12 protein-coding genes are annotated in these 11,860 nt (G+C 69.9%); 7 read left to right on the top strand and 5 right to left on the bottom strand.

Annotation, left to right across the window (positions count from 1 at the left end; translation table 11 throughout):
- Window positions 1-16 precede the first annotated feature (16 nt).
- Window positions 17-448, top strand: coding sequence for a ribosomal protein S18-alanine N-acetyltransferase (gene rimI, locus AB0B90_RS01875; RefSeq protein WP_350943570.1), 432 nt, complete (start codon window positions 17-19; stop codon window positions 446-448).
- Window positions 441-1,472 (top strand): tRNA (adenosine(37)-N6)-threonylcarbamoyltransferase complex transferase subunit TsaD, encoded by a 1,032-nt coding sequence (gene tsaD, locus AB0B90_RS01870; protein WP_362920279.1) that lies wholly within the window; start codon window positions 441-443, stop codon window positions 1,470-1,472. Before rimI ends, tsaD begins: the two co-directional genes overlap by 8 nt.
- 280 nt (window positions 1,473-1,752) lie before the next feature.
- Here the strand turns inward: tsaD and AB0B90_RS01865 are convergent, their stop codons facing one another.
- The gene (locus AB0B90_RS01865; protein ID WP_362920277.1) at window positions 1,753-2,811 is read right to left on the bottom strand and encodes an alkene reductase; all 1,059 of its coding nucleotides are present in this window, start codon (window positions 2,809-2,811) and stop codon (window positions 1,753-1,755) included.
- Between the two features lie 110 nt (window positions 2,812-2,921).
- Here AB0B90_RS01865 and AB0B90_RS01860 point away from each other — a divergent pair, with 110 nt between their 5' ends.
- Window positions 2,922-3,524 carry a MarR family transcriptional regulator gene (locus AB0B90_RS01860; RefSeq protein WP_350943332.1) on the top strand — a complete coding sequence of 201 codons (603 nt, stop codon included), beginning with the start codon at window positions 2,922-2,924 and terminating at the stop codon, window positions 3,522-3,524.
- A 183-nt stretch (window positions 3,525-3,707) separates the two neighbouring features.
- On the opposite strand, the gene AB0B90_RS01855 is transcribed toward AB0B90_RS01860, so the two are convergent.
- The gene (locus tag AB0B90_RS01855; protein WP_350943333.1) at window positions 3,708-4,985 is read right to left on the bottom strand and encodes a hypothetical protein; all 1,278 of its coding nucleotides are present in this window, start codon (window positions 4,983-4,985) and stop codon (window positions 3,708-3,710) included.
- Window positions 4,986-5,199: 214 nt separating this feature from the next.
- Window positions 5,200-6,366, bottom strand: a complete 1,167-nt coding sequence (locus AB0B90_RS01850) for a class I SAM-dependent methyltransferase (RefSeq protein WP_350943335.1) — start codon at window positions 6,364-6,366, stop codon at window positions 5,200-5,202.
- Window positions 6,367-6,610: 244 nt separating this feature from the next.
- Between AB0B90_RS01850 and groES the strand changes: the two genes are divergently transcribed.
- The 4 genes from groES to AB0B90_RS01830 all read left to right on the top strand — a co-directional run bounded on the left by groES (window position 6,611) and on the right by AB0B90_RS01830 (window position 9,836).
- Window positions 6,611-6,922, top strand: coding sequence for a co-chaperone GroES (groES, locus tag AB0B90_RS01845; RefSeq protein WP_030912806.1), 312 nt, complete (start codon window positions 6,611-6,613; stop codon window positions 6,920-6,922).
- 90 nt (window positions 6,923-7,012) lie between these two features.
- Window positions 7,013-8,632: a chaperonin GroEL gene (groL, locus tag AB0B90_RS01840; RefSeq protein ID WP_350943337.1), complete on the top strand. Its 1,620-nt coding sequence runs from the start codon at window positions 7,013-7,015 to the stop codon at window positions 8,630-8,632.
- A 249-nt stretch (window positions 8,633-8,881) separates the two neighbouring features.
- Window positions 8,882-9,550, top strand: a complete 669-nt coding sequence (locus AB0B90_RS01835; protein ID WP_344913643.1) for a sigma-70 family RNA polymerase sigma factor — start codon at window positions 8,882-8,884, stop codon at window positions 9,548-9,550.
- Window positions 9,551-9,632: 82 nt separating this feature from the next.
- Window positions 9,633-9,836, top strand: a complete 204-nt coding sequence (locus AB0B90_RS01830; RefSeq protein WP_350943339.1) for a hypothetical protein — start codon at window positions 9,633-9,635, stop codon at window positions 9,834-9,836.
- Here AB0B90_RS01830 and AB0B90_RS01825 read toward each other — a convergent pair.
- Window positions 9,797-10,174: a DUF5319 family protein gene (locus AB0B90_RS01825; protein ID WP_350943341.1), complete on the bottom strand. Its 378-nt coding sequence runs from the start codon at window positions 10,172-10,174 to the stop codon at window positions 9,797-9,799. The genes AB0B90_RS01830 and AB0B90_RS01825 overlap by 40 nt on opposite strands.
- A gap of 206 nt (window positions 10,175-10,380) precedes the next feature.
- Window positions 10,381-11,391, bottom strand: coding sequence for a helix-turn-helix transcriptional regulator (locus AB0B90_RS01820; protein ID WP_350943343.1), 1,011 nt, complete (start codon window positions 11,389-11,391; stop codon window positions 10,381-10,383).
- Between the last annotated feature and the right edge of the window lie 469 nt (window positions 11,392-11,860).

Raw genomic sequence — 11,860 nt, 5'->3', positions numbered from 1 at the left:
GGCCGTCCTGCGCCGGATGACCGCGGACGACCTGCCCGCGGTGATGGAGGTCGAGCGGAAGACCTTCCCCGCCGACGCCTGGAGCGAGGGCATGCTCCGGGGGGAGCTCGACGACCAGCCGAGGACCAGGCACTACGTGGTGGCCCTGGTCGACGGCGTGATCGTCGGCTACGCGGGCCTCGCCGCGGCGGGGGACCAGGCCGACGTGCAGACCATCGCCGTCCTGGCCGAGTGGCGCGGGAACGGCGTCGGCGGCGCGATGCTGACCGATCTTCTGGCCGAGGCCGCCCGCAGGGGCGCCGTGTCGGTCTTCCTGGAGGTGCGCGCCGACAACCTGGGCGCGCAGGCCGTCTACGACAGGTTCGGGTTCGAGCGGATCGGCCTGCGCCGCCGCTACTACGAGGACGGCACTGACGCGATCATGATGAGGAAGGATCTCCATGCGTGACGAACCGGTGGTCCTGGGCATCGAGACCTCCTGCGACGAGACGGGAATCGGCCTCGTCAGGGGGCACACGATGCTGGCCAACGCCATCGCCTCCAGCGTCGAGCAGCACGCCCGCTTCGGCGGGGTGGTGCCCGAGGTCGCCTCCCGGGCGCACCTGGAGGCGATGACCCCGACCGTGGAGCGGGCACTGGAGCGGGCGGGCCTGCGGCTCGCCGACGTCGACGCGATCGCGGTCACCGCCGGGCCCGGCCTGTCCGGCGCGCTGCTCGTCGGCGTCGCCGCGGCCAAGGCGTACTCGCTGGGCCTGGGCGTGCCGCTGTACGGCGTCAACCACCTCGCCGCCCACGTCGCGGTGGACCAGCTGGAGCACGGGGCGCTGCCCAAGCCCTGCATCGCGATGCTGGTCTCCGGCGGGCACTCGTCGCTGCTGCTGGTGCCCGACGTCGCCAGGGACGTCATCTCGCTGGGTTCCACGGTGGACGACGCCGCGGGCGAGGCGTTCGACAAGGTGGCGAGAGTGCTCGGCCTGCCGTTCCCCGGCGGGCCGCACATCGACAGGGTGGCCCGTGACGGCTCCGGCGCGGCGATCGCGTTCCCGCGCGGCAAGTACGACGACGGGACGCTCGACTTCTCCTTCTCCGGCCTGAAGACCGCGGTGGCCCGATGGGTGGAGGCGAGGGAGAAGGCGGGGGAGCCGGTTCACGTGCCCGACGTGGCGGCGTCGTTCCAGGAGGCCGTCGTCGACGTGCTGACCCGCAAGGCGTTGCAGGCGTGCGCCAAGTACGACGTTCACGACCTGCTGATCGGTGGCGGGGTGGCGGCCAACTCCCGGCTGAGGGCGATGGCCCAGGAGCGTTGTGACGCGGCCGGTGTCCGGTTGCGGGTCCCCAGCCCCGGGCTGTGCACGGACAACGGCGCCATGGTGGCGGCCCTGGGCTCGGACCTGGTCGCGGCCGGCATCACGCCGTCGCGGCTGGACATCCCGGCCGACTCCTCGATGCCCATCACCACCGTCCACGTCTGACGGGCCCGTCCTCGTCAGGGGATGACGCCCGGCCGAGGGCGTCCGCGCGCTCCGTCGAACCCCCGCCGAGGGCGTTCGCGCGCCCGCCGACCCCGCCGGGGGTGTTCGTGCGTTGGACCCCCGCCGGCGTGTCCGTGTGCGCCCGTCGGCCGTCGCGCCCCCGTTGGGCGGCGGCCGCACGGAGCTCTCCCCTTTGCCGCGGGTTCTTCCTCCGGGGGCCGCCCCGAGGGTTTCTCCTTCGAGGGCTTCCTCCTCCCGGAGGTACTTCACCACGGGTGCCTTAGACGGAGTGCAGGGTGAGTACCGGGTAGTCGGTGTAGCCGCGGTGGTCGCCGCCGAAGGCCGAGCTGAAGTCGGCCTGGTTGAGCTCGGCGCCGAGGCGGAGGCGGAGCGGCAGGTCGGGGTTGGCCAGGAACGACTGGCCCAGCGAGACCAGGTCGGCGCCACGCTCCAGCCACCGCGTGACCCTTTCGACCGGGGCGTCGATCGAGGGGTCGTTGACGATGAGGGCGTTCGGCCACAGCGTCTGGATCTCCTGGTTGAGTTCCTCGGAGGAACTCGCCACCAGGTGGAGGTAGCCGAGGTCGAGCGCGGCGAGCTCGGAGACGAGCGCCGGGTAGATCTCGTGCATGTCGTCCTCGACCAGGTCTCCCGCGCCGTTGCCCGGCGAGAGGCGGATGCCGACCCTGGAGGCGCCGATCCGGTCCACGACCGCCCGCGTGGTCTCCACGGCGAAGCGGATCCTGTTCTCCGGCGAGCCGCCGAAGTGGTCGTCGCGCAGGTTGGCGTTCTGCGACAGGAACTGCTGGATGAGGTAGCCGTTGGCGCCGTGCAACTCGACCCCGTCGAAGCCCGCCTCCACGGCGCGTGCGGCGGCGTCGGCGAAGTCCTGGACGGTGGACTCGACCTGGGCGGTCGTCAGTTCGAGCGGGGTCTGGTAGTCCTGCAGGCCGGTGGGCGTGAAGATCTGCCCCGCCGGTCGTACGGCGGACGGCCCGAAGGGAAGCGCGCCGGTGTTGTCGGGGTGGCCGATCCGGCCGGCGTGCATGATCTGGGCGAAGATCCTGCCGCCCGCCGCGTGGACGGCGTCGGTGACCTCACGCCATCCGGCCACCTGTTCGTCGGTGTGCAACCCCGGGGTGTTCATGTAGCCCTTGCCGGCCTGGCTGGGTTGGACCCCCTCGGTGATGATCAGGCCCGCCGAGGCCCGCTGGGCGTAGTACAGGGCGGTGAGCGACGAGGGGATTCCGTCGACGTAGGCCCGAGAGCGTGTCATGGGCGCCATCACCAGGCGGTTGGGCAGCTGGAGGCCGGCGAGCGTGAACGGTGAGAACGGCATGGTGAACTCCTTTTGTTGGCTGGCCAACTTGGCTAGCCAATAAGTAGTTCTACAACTTGGTCGGCCAACATGCAAGCGGGTAGTCTCGGGGAGAGCGGAAGGATCCGACCATGGCGGAGTTGTCGATCGACGAAGAGCGCGACGTGACCGAAGAGCGCGGCACGACACCCGAGGCCCTCTCCGGAGGAGGTGACGAGGCCGGGGCGTGTCCCTCGTCCGCCGGCGAGTGCGGCGACTACGACAACGACCTCAACTGCCTGATGGCCTACGCCACTCGCGGCCACCGCGTGCTGCTCGCCGACCTCCTCGGCGAGATCGACCTCTACCCGGGCCAGGAGCGTGTGATGGGCGCGCTGTGGGACAACGGCCCCCAGTCGCAGAACGCCCTGGCGAGAATCGTCGGCGTCGACGTGTCCACCATGACCAAGACCCTGCAGCGCCTGGAGCGCAGCGGTTTCGTCAGCCGCAGGCCCGACCCCGCCAACCGGCGGATCAGCATCGTCGACATCACGCCCAAGGGGCACGCGCTCCGCCCGGAGGTGGACCGGGTCCTCGCCGAGGTGCACCGGCGGATGACCAACGGACTGACGGCCGAGCAGACCGACGAGCTGTCGTCCCTGCTCTCGGTGGTCAGGAACAACCTGTGCCGCGAGGCGAAGGTCGTCGAAGGCGCGGGGAGGCGCCCGGCGGCCGATGCCACCCGCTCCGGCTGACGGCGTCCGTGCTTCTCGCGCGGTTCGCCCTCTCCCCGCGAGGCCCGGGTCTCCCCACACGGTGAGGGCCGGGCGGGATCTTCCGCGAGGGGCGAGCGGGACCGGGGAGGCCGGGCGGGATCTTCCGCGAAGGCCGAGCTGGACCGGGGAGGGCCCGGAGCGGCCCTCGGCGGAGAACCGAGGTCAGTCCTTGTCGCCCCTGGTGGGACGGAGCAACGCCTCGGCCAGGGCGAGCATGGTCTCCTCCAGGGCGCTCAGACGACGGGTGAGGTCGGCGTGCGCGGGCTCGACGGTCTCGCTCAGGGCCTCGGAGAGCTCGTCGCGGTCGGGCAGGGCGCGGAGCGTCTCGGCGAGAGGGGAGAGCGCCGCCTCCGCCCTGATGACGCGTTCGTCCAGGGAGTCGAAGCGCTCGCGCTGCTCGGCGGTCTGAACGCCGATGAGCGCGCCGACGCCGAGCACGGCCGGCAGGTCCTCCAGGCGCTCGTCCAGGCTCTCCAGGCGCTCCGCGGACTTCTCCGCGCGCCCGTCCAGCGTGGACAGCCGGGAGTCGATGACGTCCATCCGGCAGGTGAGGCGCCCCTCGATGTCGTCGAGGCGCTCGTCGAGGGTGTCGAAGCGGCCACCGGCCGTCATGCGATGGCCGTCCAGCCTGTCGATGCGGCTCTCGACGGCGGCGGTGCACTCGTCGATCCTCGGCGCGACCAGGTCGACCCTGGCGCCCACCTGCTCGACCCTTCCGCTCACCAGGTCGACCTTGCCGTTCACCTGCTCGACGGCGGCGAGCATCCGGTCCGTGGCCGTGCCGACGGCCTGCTGGACGCTCGCCACCAGGTCGAGCATCCCCGCCTCGACGCGCCCGGTGCGCTGGGAGAGGTCGGCCACGGCCCGGTCGAGGCGGCTGAACCGGTGCGCCGCGACGCCCATGTCGGCCTGGAGCCTGCCCAGGTGCTCGGCCAGTTGCCCCACCTGCTCGTCGAGGCCCTGGGTGCCGTCGGAGATCGCCCGTAGGCGGGTGAGCGCCTCGTCCATGCTCTCGCCCACGGAACCGAGGTCGGTCCACAGGCTCGGCAGCTCGCCCAGGGGGACGACCCGGTCGCGGACGGTGTCGACGCGGCGGCCGAGGGAGTCGACCCGCTCGCCGACGGCGTCGACGTGGTCGCGTATCGCCTCGACGTGCTGGGCCAGGCCCTCGGCCCAGGAGGGCGGGCGGGCGGCGATGTCGTCCAGCCGGCCGTGGACGGACTCCAGCGTGCCGTTCAGCCCGCCGATCTCGCGCTCCCTGACCTCGCGAAGCACCCACTCCATGCCCTCCAGGCGCCGCCGGATCTCGTCGAGCACGGCCCCCTGGGTGCGCTGCTCGTAGACGTGGTCCTGTGCCGCGCGGGCGAGGAGCTCCCGCATCCGGTCGGAGATGGCGGCCTGGCCGCCCGCCTGGAGCAGGGTGTGGTCGGAGTGATCCACCGAGAGCTCCTTCGCTCGCCGACGCTCAGCCGCGCGGTTGGGTTTGATGGGATTTGCTGATGAACGAGAGGGAAACGCAGGCGAGAGAGAACTCCCGCCCGGCAACCTTAGCCCCTGGATCAGGGTTTTCTGGCAGCGAGAATAAAAGAAAGGAATTGCCGGTTGGCTGGAAGAATTGACTATTTTGGCTGGTCAGATGGTGATGATCCGCCGGTCAGTCGGGGGTGCACACGAAGGCGAACGGTCGGTCACCGATTCGGGTGAGAATGACCACCGCGGATTCCCCGCCGGAAAGTCGGAGGTCTTTCCTGAGACGGTCGACGTCCACCGCTGAGCCACGCTTCTTGATCGTCACATTGCCGGCGCCGCGCTCGCGGAGCGCCGCCCGCAGCCGCTTGAGCGAGAACGGCAGCGTCTCGTGGACCTCGTACCGCGACGCCCACGGCGTCGGCGTCGCGGTGTCACCGGTGATGTAGGCGATCTGCGGGTCGAGCAGGTGCCCGCCGACCGACGCGGCGATCTCCGCGACCAGGTGGGCGCGGATCGCCGCGCCGTCCGGCTCGTAGATGTAGCGTCCCGCGGGGCCGGTGGCGGGATCGCCGAGGGCGGGGTCGGGGGTCATCGTGGCCCCCGACGGCAGGATCGTGGCCCTGCGCGCCGTCTCGCCCGCCAGCGCACCGCACCAGATCACGGCCTCCTTGACGTCGCCCTTGTACGAGACCCACTCGGCCTCCGCGCCCTCGGGGACGAACTCGTACGGGATCCCGGGGGCGACCTTCAGGCAGGCGGCCCCGGCTCGGGCCACCATCTCCAGCACGGCGGGCCAGGGCGGTGAGTATCCCATCGGGTCGAAGGTCCGGCCCCGCGCGCCGCGGCGCGCGGGGTCGGCGAACAGGACGTCGAAGGCGGCCGGGTCCAGGGTGGAGGCGTCGGCGGCGCGGACCGAGACCCGGTCGCCGAAGCCCAGGGCGTCGGCGTTGGCCTGGGCGATCGCGGCGGTGAGCGGGTCGGCGTCGACGGCCTCGACGGAGCACCCGGCCCTGGCCAGGGCGAGGAGGTCGCCGCCGATGCCGCAGCAGACGTCGGCGACCCGCGAGCCCGCGGGGAGGCGCCGCGCCCTGTGGTCGGCGACCTCGCGGCGGGTGGCCTGCTCCAGGCCGGTCCGGGTGAAGTACATGAGATCGGCGTCGGCGCCGAACTTCTCCCTCGCGCGCAGCCTGAGCGTCGCCTGGGTGAGCGCCGCGGAGGTCAGGTCCGCGTCGTAGATCTTCCTTAACCTCGTCACCGCGGTCACCGGGTCGTCGGCGGCGGTCTCGGCCGCGGCGCCCAGGGCCTCCTGGCCGCGCTGGGTGAGGAGCTCCCGGAATGCGTCGAGATTCACATCGGCCGACGCTACCGCCTCGGCCGCAGGGCTTCGCCGTAGGGCTTCCACCTGGTTTGACGTTCGCGTGAAGCGGAGAAGGGGTGCTTCGTGTTGACTGTCAAGGCCACCTTGCATACTGTTCCGTATTGGCACTCTCCCGGTGAGAGTGCCAAATACATGCGACGAGGCAGGTCTGACACCCGCGACGGCAGACCGCTGGTCGCCTCTTCTAGATCATTCATATCTGAAGGGGAGGTCCGACGTGACGACCGCCACCAAGGTTCCCGTTAAGCCGCTCGGCGACCGCATTGTGGTCCAGCCGCTTGAGGCCGAGCAGACCACCGCTTCCGGTCTGGTCATCCCGGACACCGCCAAGGAGAAGCCGCAGGAGGGCAAGGTCCTCGCGGTGGGTCCCGGCAACTGGGACGACGAGGGCGAGAAGCGGATTCCGCTCGACGTCAAGGAGGGCGACGTGGTCCTCTACAGCAAGTACGGCGGCACCGAGGTGAAGTACAACGGCGAGGAGTATCTCGTGCTCTCCGCCCGTGACGTGCTCGCCATCATCGAGAAGTAGTTCTCGCTTCACAAAGATGACGTATCGAGCCCCGGGTCGCGTCAGCGCCCGGGGCTTTGATGCGCCGACGTACTTATAGAGAGGATTGTCATGCCGAAGACCCTGTCGTTCGAGGAGGACGCGCGCCGAGCTCTCGAGCGCGGCGTGAACGCTCTCGCGGACGCGGTCAAGGTGACGCTGGGCCCGCGCGGCCGCAACGTCGTCATCGACAAGAAGTTCGGTGCGCCCACCATCACCAACGACGGTGTCACCATCGCCCGCGAGGTCGAGCTGGAGACGCCGTACGAGAACCTGGGCGCCCAGCTGGCCAAGGAAGTGGCGACCAAGACCAACGACGTCGCCGGTGACGGCACCACCACCGCGACGGTCCTGGCCCAGGCCATGGTCCGCGAGGGTCTGCGCAACGTGGCCGCCGGAGCGCAGCCGCTCTCCCTCAAGCGCGGCATCGACATCGCGGCCAGGACCGTGAGCGACCGGCTGATCGAGTCGGCCCGCCCGGTCGAGGACAAGAAGGAGATCGCGAATGTGGCGACGATCTCCGCGCAGGACGCCAAGATCGGTGAGCTGATCGCCGAGGCGTTCGACAAGGTGGGCAAGGACGGTGTCATCACCGTCGAAGAGTCCAACAGCATGGGCCTGGAGCTCGAGTTCACCGAGGGTCTCCAGTTCGACAAGGGTTACCTGTCGCCCTACATGGTGACCGACCAGGAGCGCATGGAGGCGATCCTGGAGGACCCCTACATCCTGATCACCCAGGGCAAGATCGCCTCTGTCGCCGACTTCCTGCCGCTGCTCGAGAAGATCGCGCAGACGAAGAAGGCCCTGCTGGTCATCGCCGAGGACGTCGAGGGCGAGGCCCTCGCGGTCCTCGTCACGAACAAGATCCGTGGCACCTTCACCTCCGTCGCCGTCAAGGCGCCGGGCTTCGGTGACCGCCGCAAGGCCATGCTGCAGGACATCGCCATCCTCACCGGTGGCCAGGTCGTGAGCGAGGAGATCGGCCTCAAGCTGGAGCACGTCGGCCTGGAGGTGCTGGGCACCGCCCGGCGCGTCGTCATCACCAAGGACTCCACCACCGTCGTCGACGGTGCCGGTGAGGCCGCGGCGATCGCCGACCGCGTCAAGGAGATCAAGCTCGCCATCGAGCAGTCCGACTCCGACTGGGACCGCGAGAAGCTCCAGGAGCGTCTCGCCAAGCTCTCCGGCGGTGTCTGCGTGCTCAAGGTCGGCGCGGCCACCGAGGTGGAGCTGAAGGAGAAGAAGCACCGCCTGGAGGACGCCATCTCGGCGACGCGTGCGGCGATCGAGGAGGGCATCGTCTCCGGCGGTGGCTCCGCGCTCATCCACGTCTCCAAGGTCCTCGACGACCTGGGCCTGACCGGTGACGAGGCGACCGGTGTCTCCATCGTCCGCAAGGCCCTCGTCGAGCCGGCCCGCTGGATCGCGGAGAACGCCGGCCTTGAGGGCTACGTCGTGACGGCGAAGGTCACCGAGCTGTCCGTCGGCCAGGGCTTCAACGCCGCCACCGGCGAGTACGGCGACCTGATCGCCCAGGGCGTCATCGACCCGGTCAAGGTCACCCGCTCGGCCGTCCAGAACGCCGCCTCCATCGCCGGCATGCTGCTGACGACCGAGGCCCTCGTGGTGGACAAGCCCGAGGAGGAGGCCCCGGCCGCCGGCCAGGGTCACGGCCACGGCCACGGCCACTGATTCCTCAGCGGTTCCGAAGCGGTTCCGAACGGCTCGCGTCTCGCAGGAGGCGCGAGCCGTTCGCGTTTCGCGGTAAACCGAAAACGATCTCAAGCGTCATGTCGGACGGAAGACCAAACGCGGTTCTAGCGAATAGACGACGTATTTGGCAATCGAATGAAATATTTGCACATTCTGTAGTCGTTGTCGTCGCTGTTTGATTACGCCCCGTTACTCCGCCTCAATGTGACCAATCCGTAGCCGTTTGCGATGACGACAGTCACTATCGGGGCGGGCATCATGCCTAACGTGACCGAGGGATGCGTCGCCGACGCCAAAAATGGGGTGAGGCTTGCGACGAGGTCTGATGGGGTCGCCCACAGGGATGATCTCAAGGATCTGACAAGCCTCGCCGTTCAGGGGGATCGCACCGCGATCGAATCTCTGATCGCGCAACTGCGGCCGATGGTCGTCCGATATTGCCGTGGTCGTCTGGGCCGGGTTTCCGGCCAGTATCACATCGCGGACGACGTGGCCCAGGAAGTATGCATAGCGGTGCTGTCCGCGCTGCCCCGATACCGGGACATGGGACGCCCGTTCGCGTCCTTCGTCTTCGGTATCGCGTCTCACAAGGTGGCCGACGCGCTGCGCAGCTCCGTGCGATCCGCCGTGCCCACCCAGGATCTTCCTGACGGGCCCGACGAGGGGCCGGGGCCCGAGGAGACGGTGGTGCGTTACATCGAGGCCGAACACGCCCGCCGGCTGCTGTCCAGGCTGCCCGACAACCAACGCGAGCTGCTCATGCTCCGAGTGGTGTCGGGTCTTTCCGCCGAGGAGACCGGTAATGTACTCGGCATGTCACCAGGTGCGGTTCGTGTGGCCCAGCACAGGGCGCTCGCCCGGTTGCGGGCGATGGCGGAGCTGGAGTCGATAGCTTGACCGCGGAGCCGTCGAAGAGGGGGCGCGAGCGCAGGCCCGAGCCGCGGGACGGGGATCGCGACGACCCGGAGCGAGAACGATCATGACAACGGTTCACCCGCGCCGTCCGGTTCGTAGATACGGGCCGGACGAGGACCCGGCGGTAGCCGAGACCGACGAGCTCGTGGAGGCCCTCTCGGGCAGGACGCCCGTCTCCACCTCGGACGTCGCGGTCGCGCTGCTGGCGGCCCTGGTCGACGACGTGGATCAGCGGTGTTCTTCGGTGTCGATCACACCGTCCACGTAACCACGGGCGTATTCCCAGCTCACGTAGTCGGTGGGGTTGGGCTGGTAGGCGGGCTCGTGCACCTGGGGCTGGCCGTTCTCGATCATCTGGCGCAGGTTGCCGCGCAGCAGCTCCCAGTCGAAGTAGTGCTGCTCTCCACATTCCGGACAGTCGAGCACCAGGCCGAGCACGCCCTGAGGCTCCAGCAGCGAGCGGAAGACCTCCACGTCGGCGAGGTCGGTCATGGCCTCGTCGCGCTCGTCCGTCGTCAAGGGCTCGGGATCGTCGGCATCGCCCAGCGCCGCCGCCGGGTCGTCGGGGTCATCCGCGAATGGGTCGCGAGGGACATCGTCGAGCACGATCCCACCTTATGGCCTGGATGTGACAGACGAGTTCCGAACTGTATGAGTGGGACGCTTTAGGACAGTGCGGGCAACTTGGAGATGCCGAGGGTTCCCGGCGGTGGGGGGCGAAGGTCCAGGTGGCAGGGGAGACCTCGGGGGAGCCCGAGGGCGGCGGCCGTGCCGGGAGGCCCGGGTGAGCCCCGGGGAAGCCCCGGGGAAGCCTAGGTGAGCCAGCCGCGCCGGGCGGCCTCCACCCCCGCCTGGAACCGCGACTGCGCCCCCAGTTCGGCCATGGCGTCGGCGAACCTGGCACGCACCGTGCGGACCGAGACGCCCAGCTGCCGGGCGATCATCTCGTCGGTGACGCCCTGGCCGGCCAGTCGCAGCACCCGGACCACCCCGTCGTCGCGGTGGGTCCAGGGCAGGCGGGCGGCGCGGGCCCACAGCTCCTCGAAGAGCGAGCGCAGCGCGGCCACCACGACGGGAGCCCTCACCAGGTGGAAGTTGTAGGCGTTCTCGGGCAGCGTGCCGCCCCACTGGGCGGGCATGCCCGCGGCGTCGTCCCCCGCGATGAGGAACCAGCTCGGCACCGTGTCGAGGGTGCGGACCTCGGCCCCCGCCCGCTCGAACTGGTCCAGTTTGTCGCGCAGGCCGGGGATCTCCAGGGTGTGCACCGGGATGGTGACCCGGCAGGAGAGCAGGCCGTCGCGCTGGGCCGCGATCCACTGGTCGGCGTAGCGGTGCGCGAAGTCGCTCATCGTCCGTCTGTCGGGGATGCCCGACATCAGCTTCAGCGGCGGGGCCTGGACCGCCATGCCGATCACGCTCTCGTATAGCTCGTCCGCCCCTCCGACCAGGTCCACGGAGAACTGGCCGGTCTGGTAGTCGCGCCCGGCGTCGTACTGGTGGATGAAGCCGCGGATCGAGCCGAGCACGGTGTCGATCCTGCGACTCTCGGCGGCGAGCCGGTCCAGCCTCTCCGCGACCAGGTGGCCGAGGGCCGCGGCCGGGTGACGGGCGAGGTACTCACCCCCCTGCTCGTCGACGACTCCCAGCCGTACCAGGGTGGCCAGTTCGCGGCCGATCGGCTCGGGCGAGCCGTTGGTGGCCTGGGCGAGTTCGGCGCAGGTGGCGCGGTGCAGGCGCAGGACCGCGTTGTAAAGGGTCGTCTGGGCGGGGGTGAGCCCCAGGGTTTCCAGCGGATCGGGCAGTGCGGGGGTGTCTGTGCGCATCGGTGAGGGACTCCTGCAGGTACACGAGGTCTGGCGAGGATAACCCGGCGAATCATCCCTGTCCGGGCGTTGCTTCTACTCGCATGCCCTCGTGTGCAGCTTCGTGCAATTGCACGTTCGGACATTGCGTGGCGAACGCATCGTGACGCACCCTTGACGCAGCGTCGGCAAAGGCGCGGATCACACCGCCATCCGGATGTGGAGGGGGGTTCGGGTGGTGTCAAGGCGTCCCCGCGCCGACGCCGGTGATCCGGGGGACCGAGCGGATCACCGACCGCTCGGCCCCTCGCTTTCCCTTTCCTCCCCGTTTTACCTGGGGGGCCCGTCTTTCCCCCGGGCCCCCCGGACCCCTCTTCTCTCCGCGGTCCACCTGTCTCGCCTTTTTCCCCCGGGTCCACCGGGTTTGGCGCCAGACTCTAAACTGTGACCCGGGGGTCGGCGCCTTTCCCCGTCATGAGAGCGCCGCGGC

Origin of the sequence: Streptosporangium sp. NPDC049078 (assembly GCF_040648855.1) — a bacterium.
Lineage (GTDB): Bacteria > Actinomycetota > Actinomycetes > Streptosporangiales > Streptosporangiaceae > Streptosporangium.
The sequence above is the reverse complement of the archived record's forward strand: the minus strand, read 5'-3'. Positions and strand labels throughout refer to the sequence as shown.

Coding starts and splice junctions, on each gene's coding strand:
- rimI (WP_350943570.1), top strand. CDS start 17: ATGACCGCGGACGACCTGCCCGCGGTGATGGAGGTCGAGCGGAAGACC.
- tsaD (WP_362920279.1), top strand. CDS start 441: ATGCGTGACGAACCGGTGGTCCTGGGCATCGAGACCTCCTGCGACGAG.
- AB0B90_RS01865 (WP_362920277.1), bottom strand. CDS start 2,811: ATGCCGTTCTCACCGTTCACGCTCGCCGGCCTCCAGCTGCCCAACCGC.
- AB0B90_RS01860 (WP_350943332.1), top strand. CDS start 2,922: ATGGCGGAGTTGTCGATCGACGAAGAGCGCGACGTGACCGAAGAGCGC.
- groL (WP_350943337.1), top strand. CDS start 7,013: ATGCCGAAGACCCTGTCGTTCGAGGAGGACGCGCGCCGAGCTCTCGAG.
- AB0B90_RS01835 (WP_344913643.1), top strand. CDS start 8,882: ATGACGACAGTCACTATCGGGGCGGGCATCATGCCTAACGTGACCGAG.
- AB0B90_RS01830 (WP_350943339.1), top strand. CDS start 9,633: ATGACAACGGTTCACCCGCGCCGTCCGGTTCGTAGATACGGGCCGGAC.
- AB0B90_RS01820 (WP_350943343.1), bottom strand. CDS start 11,391: ATGCGCACAGACACCCCCGCACTGCCCGATCCGCTGGAAACCCTGGGG.